At 62.2% G+C, this 26,688-nt stretch carries 28 protein-coding genes; 10 read left to right on the top strand and 18 right to left on the bottom strand.

What is annotated here, in order from left to right:
- Positions 1-106 precede the first annotated feature (106 nt).
- The 3 genes from purL to BC360_RS08380 all read right to left on the bottom strand — a co-directional run bounded on the left by purL (position 107) and on the right by BC360_RS08380 (position 4,626).
- Complete coding sequence (gene purL, locus BC360_RS08370; RefSeq protein ID WP_065780178.1) at positions 107-2,338, bottom strand: phosphoribosylformylglycinamidine synthase subunit PurL; 2,232 nt, start codon at positions 2,336-2,338, stop codon at positions 107-109.
- A gap of 196 nt (positions 2,339-2,534) precedes the next feature.
- Entirely contained in the window at positions 2,535-3,107 is a 573-nt protein-coding gene (locus BC360_RS08375; protein WP_413813730.1) for an acyloxyacyl hydrolase, read from the bottom strand.
- A gap of 100 nt (positions 3,108-3,207) precedes the next feature.
- Positions 3,208-4,626 (bottom strand): PLP-dependent aminotransferase family protein, encoded by a 1,419-nt coding sequence (locus BC360_RS08380; protein WP_065794891.1) that lies wholly within the window; start codon positions 4,624-4,626, stop codon positions 3,208-3,210.
- A gap of 82 nt (positions 4,627-4,708) precedes the next feature.
- On the opposite strand from BC360_RS08380, the gene BC360_RS08385 reads away from it, so the two are divergent.
- Positions 4,709-4,963, top strand: coding sequence for a DUF1127 domain-containing protein (locus BC360_RS08385; RefSeq protein ID WP_065780366.1), 255 nt, complete (start codon positions 4,709-4,711; stop codon positions 4,961-4,963).
- A gap of 149 nt (positions 4,964-5,112) precedes the next feature.
- Here BC360_RS08385 and BC360_RS08390 read toward each other — a convergent pair whose 3' ends face one another.
- The 4 genes from BC360_RS08390 to purC all read right to left on the bottom strand — a co-directional run bounded on the left by BC360_RS08390 (position 5,113) and on the right by purC (position 7,558).
- Complete coding sequence (locus tag BC360_RS08390; protein ID WP_065794892.1) at positions 5,113-5,520, bottom strand: hypothetical protein; 408 nt, start codon at positions 5,518-5,520, stop codon at positions 5,113-5,115.
- A gap of 55 nt (positions 5,521-5,575) precedes the next feature.
- On the bottom strand, positions 5,576-6,247 hold the full coding sequence (purQ, locus tag BC360_RS08395) for a phosphoribosylformylglycinamidine synthase subunit PurQ (RefSeq protein ID WP_065780368.1): 672 nt from the start codon (positions 6,245-6,247) through the stop codon (positions 5,576-5,578).
- Positions 6,248-6,517: 270 nt separating this feature from the next.
- Positions 6,518-6,760, bottom strand: a complete 243-nt coding sequence (gene purS, locus BC360_RS08400; RefSeq protein WP_065780186.1) for a phosphoribosylformylglycinamidine synthase subunit PurS — start codon at positions 6,758-6,760, stop codon at positions 6,518-6,520.
- A gap of 33 nt (positions 6,761-6,793) precedes the next feature.
- Positions 6,794-7,558, bottom strand: a complete 765-nt coding sequence (purC, locus tag BC360_RS08405; protein ID WP_025427151.1) for a phosphoribosylaminoimidazolesuccinocarboxamide synthase — start codon at positions 7,556-7,558, stop codon at positions 6,794-6,796.
- Between the two features lie 335 nt (positions 7,559-7,893).
- Between purC and BC360_RS08410 the strand changes: the two genes are divergently transcribed.
- Positions 7,894-8,208, top strand: a complete 315-nt coding sequence (locus BC360_RS08410; RefSeq protein ID WP_065780188.1) for a DUF1476 domain-containing protein — start codon at positions 7,894-7,896, stop codon at positions 8,206-8,208.
- A 58-nt stretch (positions 8,209-8,266) separates the two neighbouring features.
- Here BC360_RS08410 and BC360_RS08415 read toward each other — a convergent pair whose 3' ends face one another.
- Both BC360_RS08415 and BC360_RS08420 read right to left on the bottom strand, forming a co-directional pair.
- Complete coding sequence (locus tag BC360_RS08415; RefSeq protein ID WP_139109961.1) at positions 8,267-10,756, bottom strand: EAL domain-containing protein; 2,490 nt, start codon at positions 10,754-10,756, stop codon at positions 8,267-8,269.
- Positions 10,757-10,910: 154 nt separating this feature from the next.
- Positions 10,911-11,465 carry an RBBP9/YdeN family alpha/beta hydrolase gene (locus tag BC360_RS08420; RefSeq protein ID WP_065794894.1) on the bottom strand — a complete coding sequence of 185 codons (555 nt, stop codon included), beginning with the start codon at positions 11,463-11,465 and terminating at the stop codon, positions 10,911-10,913.
- 161 nt (positions 11,466-11,626) lie between these two features.
- On the opposite strand from BC360_RS08420, the gene BC360_RS08425 reads away from it, so the two are divergent.
- Positions 11,627-12,442, top strand: coding sequence for a DUF2189 domain-containing protein (locus tag BC360_RS08425; RefSeq protein WP_065780194.1), 816 nt, complete (start codon positions 11,627-11,629; stop codon positions 12,440-12,442).
- A gap of 58 nt (positions 12,443-12,500) precedes the next feature.
- Here BC360_RS08425 and BC360_RS08430 read toward each other — a convergent pair whose 3' ends face one another.
- The 7 genes from BC360_RS08430 to BC360_RS08460 form a co-directional block, all read right to left on the bottom strand.
- Positions 12,501-12,806 (bottom strand): PilZ domain-containing protein, encoded by a 306-nt coding sequence (locus BC360_RS08430; RefSeq protein ID WP_053247501.1) that lies wholly within the window; start codon positions 12,804-12,806, stop codon positions 12,501-12,503.
- A gap of 229 nt (positions 12,807-13,035) precedes the next feature.
- Positions 13,036-14,337, bottom strand: coding sequence for an adenylosuccinate lyase (gene purB, locus BC360_RS08435; RefSeq protein ID WP_053247500.1), 1,302 nt, complete (start codon positions 14,335-14,337; stop codon positions 13,036-13,038).
- Between the two features lie 63 nt (positions 14,338-14,400).
- Positions 14,401-14,955, bottom strand: coding sequence for a hypothetical protein (locus BC360_RS08440; protein ID WP_065794929.1), 555 nt, complete (start codon positions 14,953-14,955; stop codon positions 14,401-14,403).
- Positions 14,952-15,692, bottom strand: a complete 741-nt coding sequence (locus BC360_RS08445; protein ID WP_065794895.1) for a DUF2259 domain-containing protein — start codon at positions 15,690-15,692, stop codon at positions 14,952-14,954. Before BC360_RS08445 ends, BC360_RS08440 begins: the two co-directional genes overlap by 4 nt.
- Positions 15,692-16,366 carry a ribulose-phosphate 3-epimerase gene (gene rpe / locus BC360_RS08450; RefSeq protein ID WP_065780201.1) on the bottom strand — a complete coding sequence of 225 codons (675 nt, stop codon included), beginning with the start codon at positions 16,364-16,366 and terminating at the stop codon, positions 15,692-15,694. Before rpe ends, BC360_RS08445 begins: the two co-directional genes overlap by 1 nt.
- A 74-nt stretch (positions 16,367-16,440) precedes the next feature.
- Positions 16,441-17,448, bottom strand: coding sequence for a P1 family peptidase (locus BC360_RS08455; protein ID WP_065794896.1), 1,008 nt, complete (start codon positions 17,446-17,448; stop codon positions 16,441-16,443).
- Positions 17,445-18,533, bottom strand: coding sequence for a branched-chain amino acid ABC transporter substrate-binding protein (locus tag BC360_RS08460; protein WP_065794897.1), 1,089 nt, complete (start codon positions 18,531-18,533; stop codon positions 17,445-17,447). Before BC360_RS08460 ends, BC360_RS08455 begins: the two co-directional genes overlap by 4 nt.
- Positions 18,534-18,872: 339 nt before the next feature.
- On the opposite strand from BC360_RS08460, the gene BC360_RS08465 reads away from it, so the two are divergent.
- From BC360_RS08465 to BC360_RS08495, 7 genes are all read left to right on the top strand, one after another.
- Positions 18,873-19,322 carry a flavin reductase family protein gene (locus tag BC360_RS08465; protein ID WP_139109964.1) on the top strand — a complete coding sequence of 150 codons (450 nt, stop codon included), beginning with the start codon at positions 18,873-18,875 and terminating at the stop codon, positions 19,320-19,322.
- 122 nt (positions 19,323-19,444) lie between these two features.
- Positions 19,445-20,371, top strand: coding sequence for an AAA family ATPase (locus tag BC360_RS08470; RefSeq protein WP_065780209.1), 927 nt, complete (start codon positions 19,445-19,447; stop codon positions 20,369-20,371).
- A gap of 2 nt (positions 20,372-20,373) precedes the next feature.
- Positions 20,374-21,660 (top strand): vWA domain-containing protein, encoded by a 1,287-nt coding sequence (locus BC360_RS08475; RefSeq protein WP_167590812.1) that lies wholly within the window; start codon positions 20,374-20,376, stop codon positions 21,658-21,660.
- A gap of 5 nt (positions 21,661-21,665) precedes the next feature.
- A complete protein-coding gene (locus BC360_RS08480; RefSeq protein WP_065780211.1) occupies positions 21,666-21,998 on the top strand; it encodes an XdhC family protein in 333 nt (110 codons plus the stop codon).
- 3 nt (positions 21,999-22,001) lie between these two features.
- The gene (locus BC360_RS08485; protein ID WP_065794900.1) at positions 22,002-22,709 is read left to right on the top strand and encodes an XdhC family protein; all 708 of its coding nucleotides are present in this window, start codon (positions 22,002-22,004) and stop codon (positions 22,707-22,709) included.
- Positions 22,706-24,322, top strand: coding sequence for an NTP transferase domain-containing protein (locus BC360_RS08490; RefSeq protein WP_065794901.1), 1,617 nt, complete (start codon positions 22,706-22,708; stop codon positions 24,320-24,322). The genes BC360_RS08485 and BC360_RS08490 overlap by 4 nt, the downstream gene beginning before the upstream one ends.
- Positions 24,323-24,326: 4 nt before the next feature.
- Entirely contained in the window at positions 24,327-24,644 is a 318-nt protein-coding gene (locus tag BC360_RS08495; RefSeq protein ID WP_065780217.1) for a TfoX/Sxy family protein, read from the top strand.
- Between the two features lie 38 nt (positions 24,645-24,682).
- On the opposite strand, the gene BC360_RS08500 is transcribed toward BC360_RS08495, so the two are convergent.
- The gene (locus BC360_RS08500) at positions 24,683-25,120 is read right to left on the bottom strand and encodes an NUDIX hydrolase (RefSeq protein WP_065794902.1); all 438 of its coding nucleotides are present in this window, start codon (positions 25,118-25,120) and stop codon (positions 24,683-24,685) included.
- An 8-nt stretch (positions 25,121-25,128) separates the two neighbouring features.
- A complete protein-coding gene (locus BC360_RS08505) occupies positions 25,129-26,637 on the bottom strand; it encodes a DEAD/DEAH box helicase (protein WP_065780222.1) in 1,509 nt (502 codons plus the stop codon).
- Positions 26,638-26,688 lie beyond the last annotated feature (51 nt).

Genomic DNA, 26,688 nt, shown 5'->3' on the forward strand with positions numbered 1-26,688 from the left:
TCAGGGGCGAAACGCAATTGCTGAATTGATCGCAACGGAAACTCACGCAGCCCTGCGCGTGCGGCAATTTCGAATTGCCGCCGCACCCGGCCGCCGTCGCGCAGTCTCAGTTTTCCGGTGCCAGGTCGCCCTGCATGAATTCCGGGAACCACGCCTCGTGGGCGGAGCGCAACTGCCCGATCGAGACCGCCTTGGCGTCGCCAAGTTTGACCGCATCGCCGCCGGTCTTGCCGATCGCCGGCAAGGAAACGCCAGCGGTTTTCGCTCGTGCGAGGACGGCATCGAGCGCGCCGGCAGCAACCGTCACGACGTAGCGGCCCTGATCTTCGCCGTAGAAGCTGGCGATCGGATCATGACCCGTGACCGCGCCGACCGTGGCGCCGATGCCCGATGCCATCGCCATCTCGGCGACCGCAAGAGCCAGGCCACCCGACGAGCAGTCATGAACGGCGGTCGCAAGGCCGTCGTGGATCAGGCCGCGGACGAAGTCGCCGACTTTGCGCTCATGCGCCAGATCGACATGCGGTGCCGGGCCGTCGGTGCGGCCATGGACGTCACGCATATAGACCGACTGGGCGATGTGCGAGCCGAGACCATCAGGCGCACCGGCAAGAAGGATCGTTTCGCCGGCAGCGGCAAAACGGATGCGCGCCATCTTCGACCAGTCCTTGATCAGGCCGACGCCGCCGATGGTCGGGGTCGGCAGGATTCCCTGGCCGTTGGTCTCGTTGTAGAGCGACACGTTGCCGGAAACGATCGGGAAGTCGAGCGCCGTGCAGGCTTCGCCGATGCCCTTAATGGCATGAACCAGCTGGCTCATGATTTCGGGGCGTTCCGGATTGCCGAAATTGAGATTGTCAGTGGCCGCCAGCGGCAGAGCGCCTGTCGCCGTCAGGTTGCGCCAGCATTCGGCAACCGCCTGCTTGCCGCCTTCGAACGGATCCGCCTCGACATAGCGCGGCGTCACGTCGGAGGAGAAGGCCAGCGCCTTGGTCGGGTGCCCCTCAACGCGCACCACGCCGGCGTCACCGCCCGGCAGCTGCAGCGAATTGCCCTGGATCAGAGTGTCGTACTGTTCGTAAACCCAGCGCCGCGAGGAATTGTTGGCCGAACCGACCAGTTGCACGAGCGCGTCGGCAACATCCGTCTGCGGAATGTCGTTGGTCGCAAGTGCCGTCGGAACCTTGGCCGGCGTCCAAGGGCGGTCATATTCCGGCGCTTCGTCGCCCAGTTCCTTGATCGGCAGGTTTGCGACTTCCTCGCCCTGATGCAGGATGCGGAAGCGCAGGTCGTCGGTGGTCTTGCCGACGATCGCAAAATCGAGACCCCACTTGACGAAAATCGCCTTGGCGACTTCTTCCTTGGCCGGCTCCAGCACCATGAGCATGCGCTCCTGGCTTTCCGAGAGCATCATCTCATAGGCGGTCATGCGTTCTTCGCGCACCGGCACGGTGTCGAGGTTGAGTTCGATACCGAGGTCGCCCTTGGCGCCCATTTCAACGGCCGAGCAGGTGAGACCGGCGGCACCCATGTCCTGGATGGCGATGACGGCGCCCGTCTGCATCAGCTCAAGGCAGGCTTCGAGCAGGCACTTTTCGGTGAAGGGGTCGCCGACCTGGACGGTCGGGCGTTTTTCCTCGATCGATTCGTCGAACTCGGCCGAGGCCATGGTTGCACCGCCCACGCCGTCACGACCCGTCTTGGCGCCGAGGTAAACGACCGGGAGACCGACGCCTTCAGCCTTGGAGTAGAAGATCGCATCGCTCTTGGCGAGACCGGCGGCGAAGGCGTTGACGAGGATGTTGCCGTTGTAGCGGGCATCAAACTCGACTTCGCCACCGACGGTCGGAACGCCGAAGGAATTGCCGTAGCCGCCGACGCCGGCAACGACGCCGGAAACGAGGTGGCGGGTCTTCGGATGATCGGGCGAACCGAAGCGCAGGGCGTTCATCGCCGCAACCGGGCGAGCGCCCATGGTGAAGACGTCGCGCAAAATGCCGCCGACGCCGGTCGCTGCCCCCTGGTAGGGCTCGATATAGGACGGATGGTTGTGGCTCTCCATCTTGAAGACGACGCAGTCGCCGTCATCGATGTCGACCACGCCGGCATTTTCGCCAGGCCCCTGGATGACGCGCGGACCCTTGGTCGGCAGCGTGCGAAGCCACTTCTTCGAAGACTTGTAGGAGCAGTGCTCGTTCCACATCGCCGAGAAGATGCCGAGCTCGGTAAAGGTCGGCTCGCGTCCGATCAGGCCGAGAATGCGCTCGTATTCATCGGGCTTGAGCCCGTGCGAGGCGATGAGTTCCGGGGTGATGGGGCGGGTGTTGGAAATCGTCATCGTCGACCGTCAAATCCTTCGGGCGGCGCGCAATCCTTCCACGGGATATGGCGCGTGCGAACCGCAACAGACACAGGGGGCGCTTTGCGGCTTCTTTAGCGTATGCTGCGGCGCGGCGCGACAGAAAAATACGGGCGATCAACAACGGTTGCCGCCCTTTTTCGAGGCGCCCCGGCGTCTCGCTGGTGCTGACCTGTCAGAACTTGTAGCCGAGCGCGAGGCCGGCGCGGGTCAAGCCGTCGTTGGGACCGTCGCAAAGCTCGGCATGCGAGGCATGCTCCACCGTCGCCGACAGGTTCCAATGCTCGTCGAACCTCAAGCCGGCCGCGGCATATTCGCGGAAGAGCAGGCGGCAGCCGAGCTTCGGCCCCAACGTGCCGTCAGCGTGCAATTCGCCGTCATGCACCGTTCCGCCGGCGCCAAGCTCGACGAAGAACCGCTTCGTCACATCGAAGGTCCAGCTCAAGCCGCCATAGACTTCGTTGACGCCTTCGGACGAGGTTGCGATGGCGGCCCCTGCATGAATGCGCGGTCGCAGCAGCTGCTCGCCAAGATCCTTGGCGCCGTCTGCATCGAGCGGATCGAGGAAGACTGTAACGGAAGGGAAGACGCCGTGTTCGCGCTTGTCGCCGTTGCTGATTGAAGCGGTCGTACCGAACCGCATCTCATCGAAGATGCCGTCTCCGGCGATCGCAGGAACACTGGGCAGTAGACTGGCGGAAAGAAGAGACAATGCCGCGAGGCGGCGCGACAAACGAAAAATAAGCAATGACGGCATCCCGAATCTCTGGAGCGAATCGATCTACGCAAGACTGCTAAAACATATGATGCTCAGCCTTGCGCGAAAGTCACCCCGCGGATCCGGGTTGTCAGTCGAAACTATCGTAGCCCGCTCGCCCGCTGTCGAGCAGCCGCCTCAGCGTCTGAAAGCCACGGCGCACTTCGGCACGGTCGGCCGGCGAGGAAAAGCCGATGCGAATGCGGTGGAAGACGCGGTCCGCCCGGCCGGCCTTGAACTCATCCTCATCGTCGACGAGCACGCCTTCCTGTAGTGCTGCCTGCTTGAACGTTCCGGAAAGCCAAGGCTCCGGCAGCTTCATCCAGAGGAAGGGAACGCTCGGATGCGAGCTGAACTCGATACCGTCGAACACTTCGCGCGCCATCGCCTCGCGCGCCCGGATCTCTTCGATACCCTTGCTTCGCAGAATGGTGGCCGAGCCAGAGAGAACAAGCCGCGCGCAAAGCTCCGCCAGGATGAACGGCAGGCCGCCGCTGACCATCTTGTGGGCAATGCGGATGCGCTGGCTGAAATGGGGAGGGCAGGCAACCCAGCCGCCGCGCACGCCAGCGGCGACGGACTTTGAAAGGCCGCCGACGAGAAAGGTTCGCTCGGGCGCAAGCTCCGCCAATGGCGGCGTCGGATCGCCGGTCATGGCACCATAAAGATCGTCTTCGACCAGCCAGACGCCGTATTTACGGGCGATATCGGCAATCGCCTGGCGCCGGGCAAGCGGCATGACGGCAACGGTCGGATTTTGCGCGCTCGGCATCAGGAAGGCGAGCTTGGGATGCTGCTGGGCACAAACCCGCTCGAAGTCCTCGGGAATCAGCCCGAATTCATCCGATTCCATCAGCGTCGTGCGACGCCCGATCAGGCCAGCGCTGCGGCTGACTTGGGAGTAGGTCAGCGTCTCGAAGGCGATACGATCGCCGGGCGAGGTCACGGCGGCGATTACGGCGATAACCGCGGCATGCGCACCCAGCGTCGGCACGATCGTTTCCGGCGAGGGACGAAAGCCGCCACGTGCCAGCCATTGGCATCCGGCCTCAAACCAATGATCCGGGAAGTTGCGGGCGTAGCTGGCAATATCGGCGTGGTGGTCGCGGCTGATCTCGCTCAGCAGTTCACTCAAGACATGGCCCTGGCCGATATCCGGTGCCGCGGTGCTGTCGAAGCGCAATTTTCCGGCGGGCGCAATCAGCGGCCGGGTGCCGGCCAAGGATGTGGTCAGTGGGTCGGCCTGCTCCGGCGGGCGGCTTTCCTGGTGGTCAAGCACATAGGTTCCGCGCCCGACCTCGCCGCTGACAAGACCGCGTTCGCGCACGATATTGTAGGCGCGTCCGATGGTGCCAATGGTGACACCAATGTCATAGGCGAGGTTGCGCTGCGGCGGCAATTTGGCGCCGACGGGCAGGGCGCCTTCGCCGATTGCCTGCTCGATCTGGTCTGCAATCCGCGCATAAAGCGGACCGTGACCCTGCTGAATGTCTGGGAGCCAATTTGTCATAGTGACAATTATCTAGATTACAGGGCGAAATATGTCAATTATCACCAGTGCAATGATGTCAATCGATGCATTGGAGCGCACAATGAGTACAATTGATACAATTTGCTCGACCGTCGTGGAAAAGGCCCCTCGCGCACGCCGCAAGGTCGGGTTCGACGTCGAATTTTCGGGGAGGGCGAAGAATGCGCTTCAGCGCCTCTGGCGGCTCTACTGCTTCCTGGCGGCCAAGAGGCGCAGCCGCTTGGCTCTCGAAGAGATGAGCGACTGGCAATTGAGGGATATCGGCGTCTGCGAGAAGGATGCCCGGCGGGAATCGTCGGTGCCGTTCTGGCGTTAACGCACGCGGCGCGAATTGTGTCGCGGTTTTGCAATAACGGCATGCGCAAAAATCAAAGCGCGGTAGACGATCCTAGAGATCGCGACGCGCATTGGCGAACGCTGAGGGTGCCGGCCCCGCAGCGTCCGAACTCTCAACCGGTGGCTTGATTAATTGCAGCCCTGGCCGCCAGCGGCCCAGCGGCGGATGTCTGCGCTCATGCGCGTGCCGACCGGTTCGCTCAGCAGCGGCCCGAACGCCTGCAGCCGGGCCGGCTTGCCTTCTGCCTGAACGACGGCCAGCGGCCGTGCTTCGGGCGACTTGCGCGGTACGATCAGGATACGGGGGCGTCCGGAGAAGGAGTTGAGTTCGGGCGCGAGCCGGTAGTTCTTGAAGGCCGGATCGCCCGATTTGAACCAGCAGCTGTTGGCGCCAAGCGCAACGCGCTCCATCGTCGGCAGGGCTGCCGAATTTGCTGTCGGCGCCGGTGGGCGCGGCGATTGGCAGGACGCCAGAAATGTCAGGGCGAATGCCGCGCAAGCAGGGGCGATCAGGCGTCCAGTGAAAGTTGAAGGCATCGACGGTCTCGCTTGCGTTAAGGGGATGGTCGAATGCCTTCTATCAGTGGGACGGTTAAGCGGCGATTACTTCGAGAGCCGAAGCGAAGATGCCGCGACCATCGGCGCCGCCGTGAGCCGCTTCGATCAGATTTTCCGGATGTGGCATCATGCCGAGTACGTTGCCGGCCTTGTTCATCACGCCGGCAATATCGCCCATCGAACCGTTCGGATTGGTGCCTTCGGCGTAACGGAACACGACCTGGCCATTGCCTTCGATCGACTCCAGGGTCTCAGCGTCAGCAAAATAGTTGCCGTCGTGGTGTGCGACGGGGCTGCGGATGATCTGCCCCTTGGAATAGGCGCGGGTAAAATCTGTGTCGGCGTTAACAACCTCAAGCTTGACTTCGCGGCAAACAAATTTCAGCGAAGCGTTGCGCATCAGCGCGCCCGGCAGGAGACCGGCCTCGACAAGGATCTGGAAGCCGTTGCAGACGCCAAGAACCTTGACGCCCTTTTCGGCTTTCGCCTTGATTGCCTGCATGACCGGCATGCGGGCCGCAATTGCGCCACAGCGCAGATAGTCGCCGTAGGAGAAGCCGCCGGGGATGACGATCAGGTCGACATCCGGGATCTCCGTTTCCGTCTGCCAGACGGTCACGGGCGCCTTGCCGGAGATTTTTGTAAGGGCAGCGATCATGTCGCGATCGCGGTTGAGGCCTGGAAGCTGGACGACGGCTGACTTCATGGTGCGGTTCAAACCCTGCCTGCGCCTCTTGAAGCTCATGCAATTCGAGGCGGTTTCCGATGCGGCCGAAGCGCAGTTCCGTGCGCTCGGGGCCGATGTTGGATGCACTGCGCATCCCTTCCACTTTAAAACCATCGAGCCGCGGGCAGAATGTCCCTTCGATGTCGCTTGGCTGATCTGCATGGGAAGGGCCCGTACTGCATGGGCCGCATCGTCATTTCCAGTTCACCCGAGCCGTCATGTCCGGCCATCCGCGGCGCTCCGCCGCCGTTAGGCGAGGGAGATGGTGTAGTTTTCGATCACCGTGTTGGCGAGTAGCTTTTCGCACATCGCCTTGAGGTCGGCCTCAGCCTTGGTCCTGTCGCCGGTCTCGATCTGCAGATCGAACACCTTGCCCTGGCGGACCTGGCCGATGCCGTCGAAGCCCAACGCGCCGAGCGCGCCTTCGATTGCCTTGCCCTGCGGATCGAGAACGCCATTCTTCAGCGTCACGGTTACACGTGCCTTGATCACTTTACACTTTCCCCGAACTAACTTGACCAGAAACTACTTGACCAGAACCGGGCCGGTGCCGCGCACGGGCTCGTTCTCGTTCATGATGCCGAGACGGCGGGCGACTTCCTGATAGGCCTCGACCAGGCCGCCCAAATCACGGCGGAAGCGGTCCTTGTCGAGCTTTTCCTTGGTCTCGATGTCCCACAGACGGCAGCTGTCCGGCGAGATTTCGTCCGCCAGAATGATGCGCATCATGTCACCTTCGAACAGGCGGCCGCACTCGATCTTGAAATCGACGAGCTGGATGCCAACGCCGAGGAACAGACCGGTCAGGAAGTCGTTGATGCGGATGGCAAGCGCCATGACGTCATCGAGTTCCTGCGGGCTTGCCCAGCCGAACGCAGTGATGTGCTCTTCGGAGACCATCGGGTCGTCCAAAGCATCGGCCTTGTAGTAGAATTCGATGATCGACCGGGGAAGGACGGTGCCTTCTTCGATGCCGAGGCGCTTTGCCAGCGAGCCAGCGGCAACGTTGCGCACGACGATCTCGAGCGGGATGATTTCGACTTCCTTGATCAACTGCTCGCGCATGTTGAGACGGCGGATGAAGTGCGTCGGAATGCCGATGCGGTTCAGATGCGTGAAGATATACTCGGAAATCCGGTTGTTCAGCACACCCTTGCCGTCGATGACGTCATGCTTTTTCTTGTTGAAGGCGGTCGCGTCGTCCTTGAAAAACTGGATCAGCGTGCCCGGCTCGGGACCCTCATAAAGGATCTTTGCCTTGCCCTCGTAGATACGGCGGCGACGATTCATGGATATTGTCTCTGTGGTTGTTGGCGCTCTTGGGTCGCGCTAGTGGAGTGTTCTTACGGGGTCCATAGCTGAAAAGAACGCATTTCACAATCGGCGTATCTTCCCTTCCCCTGATTTACCTAGAGCGTGTCGCGATCTCTAGGATCCGCTCCTCGCGCTTTGGATCTTTGATCTTTCGCATGCCATTATCGCAAAACCGCTGCGCACTTTTGCGCGACATGCTTAGGGTACCATGAAAGTCACGAAACAAGAAAACTTCGCATTGCACTTTGACCACTGGTTTGGTTTATGGCGATAACTATTTCCGGCATGGAATTCTCAAGGGAGATCAATTGATGACGACGATGCAGGATCGCGAAAAGGCCTTCGAAGCCAAGTTTGCGCTGGACGAGGAACTGCGGTTCAAGTCTGAGGCGCGCCGCAACAAGCTGCTCGGCCTTTGGGCTGCCGGCTTGCTCGGCAAGACCGACGCGGAAGCCTATGCCAAGGAAGTCGTTGCGGCCGATTTCGAAGAAGCTGGCCACGAGGACGTCGTGCGCAAGATCAAGGCAGACTTCGACGCTGCCGGCGTTGCCCAGAGCGAAGAGCAGATCCGTGTGCGCATGCTTGAGCTTCTCGGCGAAGCGATCGAGCAGATCCAGAGCAAGTAATTTCGGGTGGCCAGACGGCCCCGTGACATCGCCGCTCGGCTGAAAAGCCGGGCGGTTTTTATTTGGCCGCCTTGTAGCGACGTCCTTTTTCCGGCGCCGTTTCGGCGCCCGGAGACGGCTTCCAGCCACTTTTGATGCGCTGTTCGAAATCGAGGCGGCTCATCGGCTTTGCCAGCGCGTAGCCTTGCAGGATGTCGCAACCGAGATCCCTCAGGATCGCCGCGTGCTCCCAGGTCTCCACGCCTTCTGCCACCACCTTGATGTTGAGCGAGTGGCCGATGTCGATGATGGCGCGAACGAGCTTTGCCTGTTGGGCGCTTTCGGTGATGGGCCCCACGAGCGCCCGGTCAATTTTCAGGCGGGCCGGATTGAGGTTGAGCAGGCCGATGATCGAGGCGTGCCCAGTGCCGAAGTCGTCGATTTCAATCTCGATGCCGAGTCCGTTGAGCGCAGCGATCGTCTCGGCAATCTCATCTTCGAGATCGTCGAGGAATATGGATTCCAACAACTCGAAGGATAGAACCCCCGGCGGAATGCGCATCGCGCGGAGGTCGGAGATCAGGCTCTGATCACGCAGCCGCCGCGACGAGACGTTGACCGAGATCTTGGGCACTGTGAGACCGGCACGACGCCAGGCGGTAAAATCGGCATAGGCCATCTCGACGATGCTCCTGTCGATCGCGGGCAGGGCGTTGATCTCCTCGGCCACCTTCAGGAAATGTGTCGGAGCAAGGATGCCGCGTTCGGGATGGTCCCATCGCACCAGGGTTTCTACACCGGTGAGATCGAGCGAGCGGGCGTCGAATTGCGGCTGGTAGTAGGGCACGAACTGGCCCTCCTCGATCGCCTGACGGATATCGTCGCCGGTTCGCTTGGCACTGAGGATCTGGTTCTGGATCTGCTCGGAAAATACCTCGAATCGGTCACGGCCGAGGCTCTTGGCACGATAGAGTGCGATATCGGCATTCATCAGCAATTGCTTGGGATCGGTGTCGCCCTCGCCCCTCCAGGCGATGCCGATACTGGCGCCCAGCCGGCAAAGCTGCCCGTCGTAGGGAATAGGGCGGCGGAAGGCATGGACGATGCGCGCTGCGAGATCTCCCAGATCGCCAAGGCTGCGGCCACGACGGCAAAGAATGACGAATTCGTCGCCGCCGATGCGGGCGATGAAATCGTCCTGATCGGCATGACACCGCAGGATCGCGGCGGCATGCATTAGCATCGCATCGCCGGCCTGATGCCCGAGCGTGTCGTTGATCTGCTTGAAGCGATCGAGATCGAGGTGGAGGATGGCATTCAGCGTCGGATCGTCGGCGAGGATCTGATCGAGGTAGCGCCGATTCGGCAGGTCCGTCAGGTAGTCGTGCAACGCGTTGTATTCGATGCGGATGCGCGCTTCTTCAAGTTCACGGTTGCGGGCTTCGGTCGAAGCCTTGGCCTTGCGCAGCTCCTCCTGGAGCGCCACGTCTTCCGTGACGTCCCAGTTCGCGCCGATCAGTTTGCGGGTGCCGTCGCGGTCGACATAGAATGCCGTGTTGGCACGAATGTGCCGGATTTCGCCATCCGCCAGGATGATGCGGAACGCATTGGTGAAGGGGGCTCCTGCCGCAACGCCACCGTTGACGCGGGCGATCGCGATTTCCCGGTCGTCGGGATGCAACATGTCTTCCCAGTTGCGGCCACTCGGCGCGCCGGCCCCAGGATCAAGGCCATAGATGCCCAGAATGCGTTCGTCCCAAAGGGTCTCCTGAGTTTCGAGATTGTGGTCGAACACGCCGATCTTCGAGACGTCAAGCGCCAGCCGAAGACGCCGTGAGATTTCCTCAAGCCGCGTCTCGGCCTCCTTTCGCGGCGTAATATCCGTGTCGGTGCCGATAATGCGACTGGGCTTGCCGTCCTCTCCATAGGCGACGGATGCGCCGCGGCTTTCGATCCAGACCCAATGTCCGTCCGCGTGGCGTTCGCGATACTGGAACGTGTTGTAGGTGACCTCGCCTGAATCTTGGCGCCCGATCGAAGCCACCACATGGGCACGATCGTCCGGATGCACATTCTCGATCCAGGCATCGAGCGAGCCGTCGACCTCAGCGTCGTCAGGAAGGCCGCGCAGACGCTTCCACGTGGCGGAGTAGAAGAGATTGCCGGTCGAAAAATCGTGATCCCAGACGCCTTCGAGCGCACTTTCAAGCGCATACTTCCACCGCGTCTCATCGTTGCGAAGTCCCGCAATCTCGCAGATCAGATGATCGACCGGAAGCATCAGCAACAAGCGGTTGTCCGCCATTGCACAAGAGGAGCAAACCAGAGAAACGGTGTCGGCCGCGCCATGCAGGCGGATCGTCTGGGCGGATGCCGAAGGTTGCGACGTCCCATCGGGCGACAGCAGGTGTTGGTCGTCGGCATGAACAAGGTCATGGAGAGACCGATTGAGTAACTCGCACGACTGAAGGCGCAAAAGATCGCAGGCATAGGGGTTTGCCGAAACGATCGTCCCTGTTTCGTCGACAACGATCGCCCCGACCGGCAGCTGGTCCAGCGCCGATCGCATCACAATGTCTAGCTTCGCCGATGCACGGCGTTTGTTGTTGATGGGATCTTTCGGTCCGGTCACGTATCCCACGATCCAGCATTTGTTGCCGGTAGATGATGATCGCGGACCATGAACTTCGGATTAATGCCGAGTCGTCTTATTAGCAGGGCGATCAGGGCTGCAGGCGGCTGAGAAACTGCGCGAAGACCATCGTGCCCTCCGGCCACGGGCCGTGTCCGGACTCGGTGTTGAGATGGCCGGATTGCCCGGCGTCCACCAGCAGGGCCCCCCAGGATTTGGCGATCTCGTCGGCATGCTCATAGGAGCCAAACGGATCGTTGCGGCTTGCGACCATGAGCGACGGAAACGGCAGCGGATCGCGCGGATATGGCCCGAAGGTCATCAGGTGCTTCGGCCGGATCGCGGCATTGGCCACATCCGGCGGGGCGACCAGGAAGGCGCCGGCGATCTTCTTTTCGATGTGGGGCAGGGCATGGACCGCAGTCGCAACGCCGAGCGAGTGAGCGACGATGACGACCGGCTTTTCGGCGGCATTGACCTCCTCGATCATGCGCGCCACCCAATCCTCGCGCACTGGCTTGGCCCATTCGGCCTGCTCCACGCGGCGAGCCGTGGACATCTTTCTCTCCCAGCGGGACTGCCAATGGTTGGGACCAGAATTGGTGTAGCCGGGAACGATCAGGATATGGGCGTCGGAAAGTTTCATAATGGCCGCGATGTGGCGTCGAAACTCGTCGAAGTCAAGGCGTAGGCGACAGAGCCTGCATTTTATGTATAATCGCCAATGCAGGTCGCGGTCGATGCGGCTCGAGTTTTGCCGTTGTCGCTGGTCCGTGGCCGCTCTGTAGTGGTTGAGGAGTGTGAGCCATGACAACATTCCATGTTCTGTCGGGATCGGACGCGAGTGCCGCCCATCCCGGAATACGAAAGATCGGCCTGGCTGACGTGATGGACGCGTTACGCCTCGGGTTCAGCGACTTTCGCGAAAAGCCGTCTCACTATGTTTTTCTCTGCTTGATCTACCCCATCGCCGGCGCCGTCCTGATGACCTGGAGTGCAGGCGCCAACATGCTGCCGCTGCTTTATCCGCTCGCATCGGGCTTTGCCCTTGTCGGACCGGTTGCGGCCATCGGGCTTTATGAAATCAGCAGGCGTCGCGAACTCGGCATGGATACGTCCTGGCCTCACGCCTTCCGACTGCATCGTTCTCGGGCGCTGCCCTCCATCCTGGCCGTCGCGGCGATGCTGTTCTTCATCTTCATCGCCTGGCTGCTGGTGGCACAGGCTCTCTATGTCAGGATGTTCGGCGCCGAACCGCCGGCATCGATTGCCGCCTTCTGGAATGGCATCGTCAACACGGAACAGGGCTGGAACCTGATCCTGGTCGGCAATGCCGTAGGATTCGTTTTCGCCGTCATCGTGCTGTCGATCAGCGTGGTGTCGTTCCCGTTGCTGATCGATCGTGACGTCGGCGCCGTGGCCGCGGTCGAAACGTCGATCCGCGCAACACTCGTCAATCCGATACCGGTCGCCTTCTGGGGATTTATCATTGCCGCTGGCCTGCTGATCGGCTCTATCCCGGTCTTCGTTGGTCTCGCCGTGATCATGCCTATCCTCGGTCACGCGACGTGGCATATGTATCGCAAGATGATCGAGCCGGATCCACGCAGCCGCAGGCGATAACGACAAAACGGCCAGCCTTCGCGAGGCTGGCCGCTTCTTCTTGCAATGATCGCTCGAACTACTTGAAATACTTGTAGTAGGACGAAATCTGGGCAGCGGTGTTGGACGAAAGATTGAGCTTGATGCCGATCTTGTCACCGCGATACCAGCGCACCATTCCGGTCAGAAATCCGAGTTCTTCGCTGCGGATCGTTACTTCCTGTCCGGTGCGGGCGTTGATGTCGAAATAAAGCTGAAAGCAGATGCCTTCAGCGGAAAGATCCGTGACGATACCGTTGCTCGCGCCCGTCTTGCAGGTGACCGTCCCGGTAATCTTCGTCTGCGTGCGCGCAGCCGTGCGCTGAACACTGTCCTTGTAGGCCATGTGAACCCTCGATCTGAATTGCTCAGGATCGACCATCTCACGCAATGATTGAATTCCTTGCTAACAAAAATGCCCGCATTTGATCAGACTGCGTCAAATGCGGGCATTATGGAGCATTACAACAGAAACGTGCTTCGTTCTGGCACGAACCGGGCGGCTATCGCGCCCGGCTTTTATTTCTTGGGCATGTCGTCACCGCAAAACCGCCGCACACTTTTGCGCGACATGCTTAGCCAAAGACCCGGCTGAAGATCGTGTCGACGTGTTTGGTGTGGTAACCCAGATCGAACTTTTCGCGGATGTCAGCTTCCGACAGGGCCGCGCGAACCTCGGCATCGGCAAGCAACTCCTCCAGGAAGTCCTTGCCCTGTTCCCAGACCTTCATCGCGTTGCGCTGGACGAGGCGATAGGCATCCTCACGCGACACGCCGGCCTGCGTCAATGCGAGCAGGACGCGCTGCGAGTGAACGAGACCGCGGAACTTGTTCATGTTCTTGGTCATGTTGTCGGGATAGACGAGCAGCTTGTCGATTACGCCGGTCAAGCGGGCAAGCGCGAAGTCGAGCGTTACCGTCGCATCCGGGCCGATCATGCGCTCGACCGAGGAATGTGAGATATCGCGCTCGTGCCAGAGCGCGACGTTTTCCATCGCAGGAATGGCGAAAGCGCGGACCATGCGGGCAAGACCCGTGAGGTTTTCCGTCAGCACCGGATTGCGCTTGTGCGGCATGGCCGACGAGCCCTTCTGGCCCGGCGAGAAATATTCCTCAGCTTCGAGGACTTCCGTGCGCTGCAGGTGGCGGATTTCGGTGGCCAGGCGCTCGATCGACGAGGCGACGACGCCAAGGGTGGCGAAATACATCGCGTGGCGGTCGCGCGGGATCACCTGGGTGGAGACCGGCTCTGGCTTCAGCCCAAGCGCCTTGGCGACGTGTTCCTCGACGCGCGGGTCGATATTGGCGAAGGTGCCGACGGCGCCGGAGATAGCGCAGGTCGCAACTTCTTCGCGGGCTGCGATAAGACGCTGCTTGCAGCGATCGAACTCGGCATAGGCCAGCGCCAGCTTGACGCCGAAGGTCGTCGGTTCGGCGTGGATGCCGTGCGAGCGGCCGATCGTCACCGTATCCTTGTGTTCGAACGCGCGACGCTTCAGCGCTTCCAGCAGCTTGTCCATATCGGCAAGCAGAAGGTCGGTTGCCCGTACCAGCTGCACGTTGAAGCAGGTGTCGAGCACGTCGGAGGACGTCATGCCCTGGTGGATGAAGCGGCTGTCGGGGCCGACGAACTCTGCCAGATGCGTCAGGAACGCAATGACGTCGTGCTTGGTGACGGCTTCGATTTCGTCGATACGATCGACGTCGAACGTGGCGGCGCCACCCTTTTCCCAGATCGTCTTTGCGGCATCTTTCGGGATCACGCCGATTTCGGCCAGCGCATCGCAGGCATGGGCCTCGATCTCGAACCAGATGCGGAACTTGGTTTCCGGCGACCAGATGGCCACCATTTCCGGTCGGGAATAACGGGGGATCATGGGCTCTCAGCTTTCGTCATCAGTGGAGGATGGCTGTGCCTCTAGCAAAGATGCCCGCCAAGCTCAACGTTGTTGACGGCCCTCAGCCCTCGCAAGCCACAGGCTGACGGCCAGAAGTGCCACGCCGCCGACCGGAAGATAGAGCCGAATGCCCAGCACCAGGAACTGGTAGAAGGCGACAAGCGAGGTAAAGGCGAACTGGTAAAACCAGGCCCGGGTGCCGGTATCGGCGTGCCAGCGGGCGTAAAACACGCGATAATCGAGCGCGAACAGCATGGCCGTGACGGCGATCGTGCCGAGCGACAGGCACAAGAGATAGGCCGCAAACCGGGTTTCAGCAGGACGGCCAAGCGTGGCGAAACGTGCCAGGAACAGTGCAGGCGGCCAGGCCAGCATGGCACCGAGACCATACATCACGAGCAATTCCGCCAGGTGGAAGGTTAGGGTGCTCTCGCGAAGCCAGAGCGCAAACCAGGCGGAAGCGACCGTCACCAGCCCCCAGGCCGGCGCGCCCAACACAAGTTCAGGCGCGGACGGGAACGCCCGTACGAATCGCGAGCGCTTCAGGGCCGGCGCGGAAGCATAAGCTGATTTCGCCCCGGCGCCCGTTTCATTCATCTTGCGATCCGGGTCGGAACCGCAATCCATCGTCTGTCGGTCGTGCCCTCGAAGCCGAGCGATTTGACCAGCACCATCACGACATGGGTTTGCGTGCCATCATCGTTCATGTGCGTCACTGCGCCGCCGATGCGATAACCGGTCGGGCAACGGCGGCTTTCCGGCACACGAGCGTCGTCCTGCAGCACGTCACTTGCCGGCTTGCCAGCCTTCATCGTCATCGACAGGCGGAAGCCTTTGACCTCTTTCAGGAAATCTTTGCACAGCCCTTCCGGCTCGAAGCTTTTTTCCTCGAGTGTCAGGCCGTAGGTCTCACGGAAGGCATCGTCTGCGGCAAAGGCATCGTAGGTAAGGGCCAGCGGCGCTGCATTGGCTTCGGTAATCGGATTGTAGGCAGCGAGCAGTCCCGGCGCATCGGCAAGCCTGTAGGCATCGATCAAGGGCGCGGCGCGGCGATGCGCCTCGTGTCTCGTCCGGTGCAGCGGAGCGCCATCCTCGCGACCGACCGCGCGCACCGGCGCGCCCGGCAGAAACGTGTCGTTGCGCGTATCGACGACGTAGATCGTAGAATACGGGAAACCCGAGCCGTCCTGGACGCCATACTCCTCGAACGCAAAAACATTGCCGTCGGAGGAAAAGCCGATCGGCTGGAATGCAGCATAGTCACCGGCCGATGCCTGTGACGCCATAAGCGCAGCCACCCCGAGAAGCAGCCCTGACGTCGCCAGGTGCGCCATTAGCGGGCCTTTTCGGCGGGGGTGCGGATCGCCTGGATGGCAGAGCGATAGGCATCGACCGAACCACCCTTGAAGATTGCCGAACCGGCGACGAGCACATTTGCGCCGGCGCCGGCCGCAATCGCTGCCGTTTCAGGGGCGATGCCGCCGTCGACTTCGATCTCGATTGGCCGATCGCCGATCATCGCCTTGATCCGGCGGATCTTTTCCGCCGTCGCGTCGATGAATTTCTGGCCGCCGAAACCCGGGTTGACCGTCATCACCAGTACCAAGTCCACGGTGTCGAGCACATATTCGATGGCGCTTTCGGGCGTTGCCGGATTGAGCGAAACGCCGGCCTTCTTGCCGAGCGACCTGACGGTCTGCAGCGAACGGTGAAGGTGCGGCCCGGCTTCAGCGTGAACCGTCAGGATATCGCAACCGGCCTTGGCAAAGGCTTCAAGGAACCCGTCGGCGGGCGAGATCATCAGGTGGCAATCAAAGGTCGCCTCGGTATAGCGGCGCAACGACTTGATCACGTCGGGCCCAAACGTGATGTTCGGGACGAAATGCCCGTCCATGACATCGAGATGGATCCAATCCGCGCCGGCATCCACGACGTCGCGGACTTCCTGTCCGAGCTTCGAAAAATCGGCCGCCAGGATCGACGGTGCAATGCGAATGGGATGGGTCATGAGAGGCTCCGGCTGTTTCCCGCGCAATAGCACTCCGCAGCCGCGCAAACAACATGCGCGCTGCTAATCGTGGTTCAACCGCGGCTGGACCAGCACGGGACGGGATCGTTTTCGGCGGGTGTTGCGTCATGGACGCCGCGGGCGATCGCGCGCGCCATCGTCGCCGCGGCGGCTGCGCCGAGATCGAGGAAATCCGCGAGCTCCAATGTTCTGCCGCTTGCGCCGGTGGCAAGCGCGAAGATGAGGTCACCGTCAAGCGGCGTGTGCGCCGGCCATAGGGCCCGCGAGAAGCCATCATGCGCCGCGATTGCCAGGCGCTTGGCCTCGGCCTTGGTCAACACCGCATCCGTCGCGATCACCGCGATCGTGGTGTTGGCGGCTGCCGACAGGTTGGCAGCCAGTTTCGTGCGGATATCGGATGCGTCCGCCGGCAGGGGATGGGGCAGGCCAAGCCCACCGAACTCTTCCTGCTTCTCGAAGGGAGCGGCCCAGAAATGCCGGGTGCCGCCGACGGTCGCCGAGCCGAGTGCGTTGACGGCTACGAGCGCGCCGACGGTGATCCCGTTCGGCAGCACGATCGAGGCGGAGCCAAGGCCACCCTTGAAGGTCGCCGTCAAGGCGCCGGTGCCGGCGCCTGCCGAGCCCGTCGAAAAGCTCAGATCCGCTTTGCGCACAGCCTCGTAGCCAAGTTCGCGGTAGGGGGGGAACTGCCCCCAGTCCTTGTCGCCACCGTTGATCAGGTCGAACAGGATTGCAGCCGGCACGATCGGCACGCGGTGTGGCCCGATGGCAAAGCCGCGTCCCATCTCCTTGAGTGCTGCCTGCGCACCGGATGCAGCGTCCAGGCCAAAGGCCGAACCGCCGGACAGGATGATGGCATCGACGGTCTGCACGGTGTTGTGCGGTTCGAGCAAATCCGTTTCGCGCGCGCCGGGAGCACCGCCGAGCACCTGGACGGCGGCCGTTGCCGGCGGATCGCAGACGATTGCGGTCACGCCCGATTTCAAGCGATGGTCTTCGGCATTGCCGACGGAAAGGCCAGCGACATCGGTGATCAGGTTATGTGGCCCAGGTACCATCATTGCGCTCCGGCGGCGTCGGCAACGGGGACGAAGCGGCCCGCCTGCCATTGCATCAATCGATAGGGATTGCCGGCGCGCTCGTGCGCCGAGTTGAAAGCGATCGGGCCGAGGATCGTCTGGTAGGGCGCCTTGAGCAGCACCTCCGTCAACGGCTTTTCGTCCTTTTCAGCCTGATCCCTGGCCTGCTCCAGAACAGACATGGCGCCGAATGCCTGGAGCACATAACCTTCGGGCTCGATGCCGGCTGACCGCATGGCGTCGGCGACAGGCTTGCCCTCAGAAGACTGAGCCGCATCGGGCAACGTCAGCGCCAGAACACCGTCGGCCAGCGGTACGGTCGCGTCGGCTGCGTTCAGCGTGTCGCCGCCGAGCAAGGTCAGGCTTGCGCCTTCCTCCTGCGCATCGCGCGCGATCACGGCGGTATCCTGTCGGTCGCCGCCGGTGAAGACGTGCGTTGCGCCGCTCTTCACCAGGCGCCGCACGAGGTTGATCTGCTGCTCCTGGGCGGGGCGATAGGTGTCGGTAAAGACTGGTGTCAGTCCGATTTCGCCGAGCGCTGCGCGCACGCTCTCGACCAGTTCGCGGCTATGGATCGTGCCGTCGTCGATCAAGGCGATCGGCTTGTCCTTCCAACGCGCGGTAATGGCAGCAACGATGCCGGCCGATTCGGCCTTGCCGCTCGGGGCGAGGCGAAACAGCGGCCAGTTCTTCTTGAGCACGTCTTCCATCAGGATGTCAGAACGCACGCTCAGCGTCACCGCTGGTATATTGGCCTCGGCGAGCGCTGGCAGCGTCGCGGTGAGGCTCTCGGTGCAGAGGAAGCCGATGGCCGCCTCGGCGCCGGCCGCCAGAAGCGCCTTGGTCAGAGCTTCGGCACTAGCCGCGTCGCATGTTTCGGGGATGACGACGATTTCGCTGCCGCGATCGGCTGCCTGGAAGGTGGCGCCATCGATGATCTGCTTGCCGAGCAGGGCGAACGGCCCTTCAACGGGAGCAACAACAGCGACCTTGACGCCGGCAGCGGCGGCAGGTGCAGCTTGCGCCATTCCCGCTACGATGAGGCTCAAAACGATCGAACGAAGCATGCAATTCCCCGATACTGCATAATTCCCAAGGTCGGAATGGTTTCAAGGAGAGATTATGCAGCGAGTCTAAAAATGCTACCGCATTCCTTGGCGTGATCTCAATCATCCGCGGCGCTGTAGTGGCCGCATGTTTTAAGGATGTGGCCACCGGCGTCAAAGGAAAAGATGCAGGTGGAAACGACGGCCATCCGATCCGCGCCATGACCATGTCGCGGATCTGCAAGATTCTCCGGCCGGCGGGTTTCATATTTTCCGCCAGCGGCTATATGTGCCTGACATCGCCTGGAGAGAGATGTGTTGGAGAGAGCCCGACTGGACCCGATAAGTTATCGCGACGCGATGAGCCGCCTGGCCGGCCACGTGCAGCTCATCACCGCTGCCGATGGCGGCGAGCGACGCGGAGTCACGGTCACCGCCTCCTGCTCGGTTTCCGACAGCCCTCCAACCGTTCTCGTCTGCCTGAACGCTGCAAACCCGCGCAATGACATCTTCGTGCGGGGAGGCAGCTTTGCGCTGAACCTGCTCGGCGACGAGCATCGTGCGCTCGCCCACGCCTTTTCCGGTCGTGACCAGCTCGACATGGATCGCCGCTTCGCGCTCGGCCAATGGACGCAGCTGACGACCGGTTCGCCGATCCTCGTTGATGCAACCGCCGCTTTCGATTGCCGGCTGATCGAGGTCAAGACCATCGCGACCCATATCGTGCTGTTCGGCGAGGTCGTGGATGTCTCGCTCGGTCCGTCGCGCCCGCCGCTCATTTATGTAGACCGCGGATACCACTCGCTGTAGGTTTTCAAGACGGGCGATCCGTTCTCGCTGAGAACGTGAGAAAATGCCTGCAAGCAGCTGATATAAGACGTTTATATCAGATATCATGACGAATGACTGAAACTGGCCGTAGCGGAGGATGCATGGCGCCGGCGACAGGTGAATTGCCCCAATCCATCGATGAAACGATGGCGATGCTGGAGGCACAGGATTATCTCGCCGGCACGGCGCTTGCGACGGTGCTGTTTCTCGCGCTCCGGATGAAACGCCCGCTCTTTCTCGAAGGCGAGGCCGGTGTCGGCAAGACCGAGGTCGCCAAGGTGCTCGCCCGTGCCCTCGATCGGCCTTTGATCCGCCTGCAGTGCTACGAGGGGCTCGACGTCGCGTCTGCCGTTTACGAGTGGAACTATCCCGCGCAGATGCTGGAGATCCGGCTGTCGGAAGCGGCCGGCACGGTGGACCGACGCAGGGTCGAAAGCGACATCTTCTCGGAACGATTTCTCATTCGACGCCCGGTGCTTCAGGCCATTTCGGCTGAGAGCGGACGGGCACCGGTGTTCCTGATCGACGAACTCGACCGCACCGACGAAGCCTTCGAGGCGTTTCTGCTCGAGGTCCTGTCGGATTTCCAGGTGACCATTCCGGAACTGGGCACCATCCGCGCTGCCGAACCGCCGATTGTCATCATCACCACCAACCGCACGCGCGAGATCCACGATGCCTTGAAGCGGCGTTGCCTCTACCATTGGGTCGACTACCCCAAGGCGGCGCAGGAACTCGAAATCATCCGCCGCAAGGTTCCGGGCTGCAACACAGCCCTGTCGCGCGAAATCATCGCCTATGTGCAGCGGCTCCGCACGATCGATCTTTTCAAGAACCCGGGTGTTGCCGAGACGATCGACTGGGCGACGGCCCTGACCGAGCTCGACCGGCTCGCACTCGACCCCGAGACGATCGCCGATACGCTGGGCACTCTCCTAAAATACCAGGACGACATCGCCAGGATCGACGGAGCCGAGGGGCGCAAGCTGCTCGCCGAGGTCAAGGCCGAATTGCTGACGGCAGGTTGACGATGGAGCCGGGAGAACATCCGCCTGATGGTGCCATTCTCCCGCCGATGCCGCCCGGCGACGGAAAGCTGGCCGACAACATCGTGTTCTTTGCCCGCGCCTTGCGACGCGCCGGGATGAAGGTCGGCCCCGGAGCGATAGCCGACGCCATCGGCGCGGTCACCCTGATCGGCATCGGCACGCGCGACGAGTTCTACGCGGCACTTCAGTGCATCTTCGTCAAGCGCCACGAAGACCAGGCAGTCTTTGACGAGGCCTTTCGTCTATTCTGGCGTTCGCGCGGCCTCGTCGAGAAGATGATCGCGATGATGTCTCCGCTCGCGCCGGAACGCGGGAGCGAGCGCCAGCGCCGACGGGCCGGCGAGACGCGGGTCAGCGATGCGCTGATGTCTGGCCACGACGATGCCCGGCCGCCGCGCGACGAACCCGAGATCGAGGTCGACGCACGCTATACCGTCTCGGGCAGGGAGCTTTTCCGCAAGGCCGATTTCGCCCAGATGACGGCTGCTGAAATCACTGAGGCGAGGCGGGCGCTGTCGTCGCTGGTGCTGCCGCTCGACCGGGTGAGGACCCGCCGCTACCGCGCCTCTGCGCGGCAGATCCGGATCGATCCGCGCGCGACGATGCGCGACGCCATGCGCTTCGGCGGTGAATTGATCTTGCCGCGCTTTCGCGAACGGCGCCTCGTTCATCCGCCGCTGGTCGTGCTTGCGGATATTTCCGGGTCGATGAGCCAATACACACGCATCTTCCTGCATTTTCTCCACGCCCTGAGCGAAAAGCGCCAGCGCGTTCACACCTTCCTCTTCGGCACGCGGCTGACGAATGTTTCGCGGCCGATGCGAAACCGCGACCCTGATGTCGCGCTCGACGAATGCATCTCCGCGGTCAAGGACTGGTCCGGAGGCACGCGCATCGGCGAAACCCTGCATGAGTTCAACCGATGCTGGTCGCGACGCGTGCTGGGGCAGGGTGCCATCGTCCTTTTGATCACCGATGGCCTCGAGCGCGATGATACGGCAGAGCTGGAGCAGGAGATCGATCGCCTGCACCGCTCGTGCCGCCGGCTGATCTGGCTCAATCCGCTCTTGCGGTTCGACGGCTTCGAGGCGCGCGCCCGCGGCGTCAAAGCGATGCTTCCGCATGTTGACGAATTCCGGGCCGTGCACAATCTTGAGTCCGTGGGCGAGCTGGTCAAATCGCTGTCGGGTCAACGGTCTGGGGCGGCCGACCCACGACGGTTCATGAACGAGCATCGCGTAATGCTGGGAGGCCGCGCTGGGAGGTAGGTAACATGCAGGCATCAACCGACATCCTCGATCCGCTCGCCATCGCCGAAGCCTGGGTCGGCGAAGGGCGTCGGGTGGCGATTGCAACGGTGATCGAAACCTGGGGATCTGCGCCGCGGCCGGTCGGCAGCCACCTGGTGATCGACGGTGCCGGCAATTTCGAAGGTTCCGTTTCCGGCGGATGCGTCGAGGGCGCAGTCATCAGCGAAGCGGCCGATATTCTTGATACGGGAAAGCCGAGAATTCTTGAATTCGGCGTTGCCGACGAGACGGCATGGCGCGTCGGACTTTCCTGTGGCGGCCGGATCCGGGTGCTCGTCGAGCGGATTGATGGCTGAACCATGGATATCACAACCCTTCAGGCATTAAATGCGGCGCGCGCTGATAGACGAGCGGCTGTCGCCTTCACCGATCTTGCGACCGGCCAGAGCCATCTTTGCGTCGAAGGCGAACGCTGTCCAGACGAATGGGTTGACGCGATGGCATCTGCACTTCGCTCCGGTAAGGCCGGAATAATCGTCGCGGCTGAGCGGTCCTTCTTTCTCAATGTCTACCTGCCACCGCCGCGTATCCTCATTGTCGGCGCCGTCCATATCTCCCAGGCGCTTGCGCGCATGGCGCCCATCGCAGGCTTCGACCTCACCGTCGTCGATCCGCGCACTGCCTTCGCGACGGCCGAACGCTTTGCCGGCGTCGAGCTGATAGCGGAGTGGCCGGAGGACGTTCTGAAGGTCAGGCCGTTCGATCGGTTTACGGCCATGGTCGCAGTCACACACGATCCGAAGATCGATGACGAACCGATCCGGGCGGCACTTGCCAGCGGCTGTTTCTATGTCGGGGCGCTTGGCAGCAGAAAGACCCATGCAAGCCGCGTCGAACGACTGCGGCGCCTCGGACTGACCGATGACGCGATCGCGCGGGTCAAGGCGCCTATCGGGCTCGACATCGGCGCAGCGAGCCCAGCGGAGATCGCGGTTGCGATCCTCGCCGAAATCATCGAAGCGCTGCGGCGTCGGGATATCATGCACGGCAGCGAGGAGCGTCTATGAAATTTGGCGCCGTCAAGCTTTCAGCGGCCGAAGGCGTCTTGCTCGCGCATGCCGTCAAGGCCGGCGATCTGCGATTGCCGAAGGGGCACGTGCTCACCTCAGCCGATATCGCGGCACTTGCGCAGGCAGGGATCGCCGAGATTATCGTCGCCCAACCGGATCGGGGCGATCTGCTCGAGAATGAAGCGGCGGCCCGGATCGCCGCGGCGATCGCGCCTGACCATCTGCGGTTCTCGGCAGCGGCAACCGGCCGCGTGAACATCTATTCGCGGGTACACGGACTGTTCGTCGCCACCCGCGAAACCGTCGACAAGCTGAACCGCATCGACCCGGCCATCACGCTCGCCTGCCTTGCGGACCATGTGCCGGTCAAACCCGGCGACATGGTGGCAACCATCAAGATCATACCGCTTGCATTGGCAGGTTCACTCGTCGAGCAGGCCGAAACGCTGTTGCGTACTCATACTGCCTTCGAGGTCAAACCCTTCGCCGCACGCAACGCGGCACTGATAGCAACCGAGTTGCCATCATTGAAGCGCCAGGTCATGGACAAGACCCATGCGGTGCTGGCCGCGCGCCTGCGGCAATCCGCAAGCCAACTGACGACCGAGCGGCGCGTCGCCCATATGGAAGACGCCGTGGCTGCGGCCATCGACGATTTGAAGGCCGACCACGACCTCATCGTCGTCTTTGGTGCCTCGGCGGTTGCCGATTCGGACGATGTCATTCCGGCCGCCATCCGCCGTGCTGGCGGCACTGTCGATCATGTCGGCATGCCGGTCGATCCCGGCAATCTCATCGTGCTCGGCCGCGTCGGTAAGGTGCCGGTAATCGGAGCACCGGGCTGTGCGCGCAGCCCGCGCGAAAACGGCTTCGACTGGGTGCTCGACCGCATTCTCGCCGGCGAATGGCCAAGCCCGCATGACATTACGGGGCTCGGCGTCGGCGGCCTCTTGAAAGAGATACCAACCCGTCCGCAGCCGCGCGAACCTGCTGCGCCGAAGGCCTTGCGGCCGGTTGAAACCGTTGTGCTGGCCGCTGGCCGTGCCAGTCGCATGGGCCTCGGAGGCGGGCATAAGCTGCTGGCGACTTTCGATGGTGTGCCGCTCGTTCGCCGCAGCGTCGTCACCGCGCTTGCAGCCGATATCGGCCGCGTGATCGTCGTCACCGGACATCGTGAGGCCGAAATCCGCGCAGCGCTCGGCGGCCTGCCGGTGACGTTCGTCTCCAACCCCGATTATCTCTCCGGCATGGCGTCCTCGTTGACATCAGGGCTTGCTGCACTCGATCAGGGGGCGAGCGGCATGCTGGTGATGCTGGCCGACATGCCGGGGATAACGGCGGGCGACCTGCGCCGGCTCGTCGATACGTTTGCGGCAGAAGGCGGAAGCGCAGTGATCCGGGCCACGGCCGGTGGCCAGCGCGGCAACCCGGTTATCCTGCCGCGGCAGACCTTTGCCGCCATCGGCCGACTGGTTGGCGATGTTGGAGCTAGGCACATCGTCGAGGGATGTGGATTGCCGGTGATCGACGTCGAGCTGGGCGCCGCTGCGCGTCTTGACCTCGACACGCCGGAGCAGATCATCGCTGCCGGCGGAATTTTGGAGGAGTGAACGCGTGGACAATGCCGCAATCGAAGAGATGTTCGAAACGCTCGGGCCGGTGACCATCAAACGCATGTTCGGCGGCAAGGGCATCTATTTCGAAGGAATCATCTTCGCGCTTGAAGTCGACGGCGAAATTCTGCTGAAGGGCGATGACAAGACGGCCCCAGCCTTCGAGGCGGCCGGATCCCGGCAATGGGCCTATGACGGCAAGGGCAGGCCGGTGAAGATGCCCTACTGGAGCATCCCGGAAGAGGCGTATGACGATCCTGAGGAAATGGCGCGATGGGTCAGACTTGCCTATGAGGCGGCGTTGCGGGCCAAGAAATAGGCCGACCCATCGACTTCAAGCGAGATGGCGAAAGAGGTTCAGCCGGCGTCGACCAGAAACTTCGCCTGTGCTCGAATCGCACCGACGGCGTCGGCGGCAAACCGCGAAAGCGGCTGGGGCAGGGCATCGAGATCGTACCAGCCGATGTCGGACAGCTTGTCCGGCTCGGTCAGTTGCGGTTCGCCCGAAAAGTCGTCGGTCACGTAGATCATCGAGATCCAGTGCTGACGATCCGCCTCGATCAGTTGTTCGCTGAGGCAGAGAAAGCGGGTCGAACGGATCGACAGGCCGCTTTCCTCTTCGGCCTCACGGCGCGCGGCGAGCTCGCTGCGCTCCATGTGGTCGACCTTGCCGCCCACAATGTTCCAGTGGCCGGCTTCAGGCGCCTTCAGGCGCTTGCACAGCAACAGCTTGCTGTCGCGCATGATCGCTAGTCCGCAGCCGAGGCCCGGAAAGTCAATGCCCGGCCGACCCATCGGTTGGATCAGGCCTTGCCGGCAATCAGCATGAACGCGGGGATCTCGTCACCGAAACCGACAGGCGTCGGACCGTCGTCGTGGTCGCGACGGTGGCGATTGCGACGATCACGGTTGTCGTCATTGGCAGGGTTTGCCGCGCGGACCGGACGTTCCGGACGGTGGCCGTTGCCCTGCTTCGTCTCTGCGTTGCGTGCCGGTTTCACCGATTCTACCCTTTCGACGACTGCTTCGATTTCGGCCTCACTATCGGCACGAACCGTATCTGTTTTGTGATCGGAACGGCCTCTCGGCGCACGGTCCCCATCTTTTTTACGGTCCCTGCGGCCGTCGCGGCCGCGGTCACGGCGACCGGTGTCGTGGCTTTCCATCGGCTCGGGAAGGTTCGAGAGATCGCCGTTCAGCCACTCGACCTTCTGGCCGATCAGCTTCTCGATGGCGTCGGAGAACTTCGTGTCGCGCTTGGTCACCAGCGTGAACGATGCGCCGGAGCGGCCGGCACGGCCTGTACGGCCGATGCGGTGAACATAGTCTTCCGCATGGATCGGCACGTCGAAATTGAAGACGTGGCTGACATCGGGGATGTCAAGGCCGCGGGCAGCAACATCGGATGCGACCAGCAACTTGATGTTATTGTCCTTGAAATTGGCAAGCATGGTCATGCGCGAGCGCTGGTCCATGTCGCCATGCAGAGCGCCGACCGAGAAACCGTGACGGTCAAGCGACCGGAAGAGGTCGGCGACATCCTTCTTGCGATTGCAGAAGATGATGGCGTTCTTCAGCTCGTCCTGGGCGCGGATCAGGTCACGCAGCACGGCGCGCTTTTCATAATCTTTCGCGTGTGTCGCAACGAAGCGCTGCGTCACCGTCTGGGCCGTGGACGCCGGGCGGGCGACTTCGACCCGTTCCGGGTTCTGCAGGAAGCGGTCGGCAAGCTTCTGGATCTCCGGCGGCATGGTTGCCGAGAAGAACAGCGTCTGGCGCGTGAACGGGATCATCTTGGCGATGCGCTCGATATCCGGAATGAAGCCCATGTCGAGCATGCGGTCAGCTTCGTCGATGACCAGGATCTCGACGCCGCTCATCAGCAGCTTGCCACGCTCGAAATGGTCGAGCAGGCGGCCGGGCGTGCAAATCAGCACATCGGCGCCGCGCTCCAGCTTGCGATCCTGTTCGTCGAACGAGACGCCGCCGATCAGGAGTGCGATGTTGAGCTTGTGGTTCTTGCCGTACTTGTCGAAGTTCTCAGCGACCTGGGCAGCCAGTTCGCGCGTCGGCTCCAGAATCAGCGTGCGCGGCATGCGCGCTCGTGCACGACCCTTTTCGAGCAGGGTCAGCATCGGCAACACGAAGGAGGCCGTCTTGCCTGTTCCCGTCTGCGCGATGCCGAGAATATCGCGGCGCTGGAGTGCCGGGGGAATGGCACCAGCCTGGATCGGGGTCGGGATTGTGTAGCCCGCATCGGTAACTGCGGAGAGAACTTTTTGGCTAAGGCCAAGGTCAGCAAAATTGGTCAAAGGGAAATCTGTTTCCGTTCCGGTTCGATAAGAACACTGCTCGATCGGTGG

It is taken from the genome of Ensifer sp. LC163 (assembly GCF_001695855.1).
GTDB lineage: Bacteria > Pseudomonadota > Alphaproteobacteria > Rhizobiales > Rhizobiaceae > Ensifer.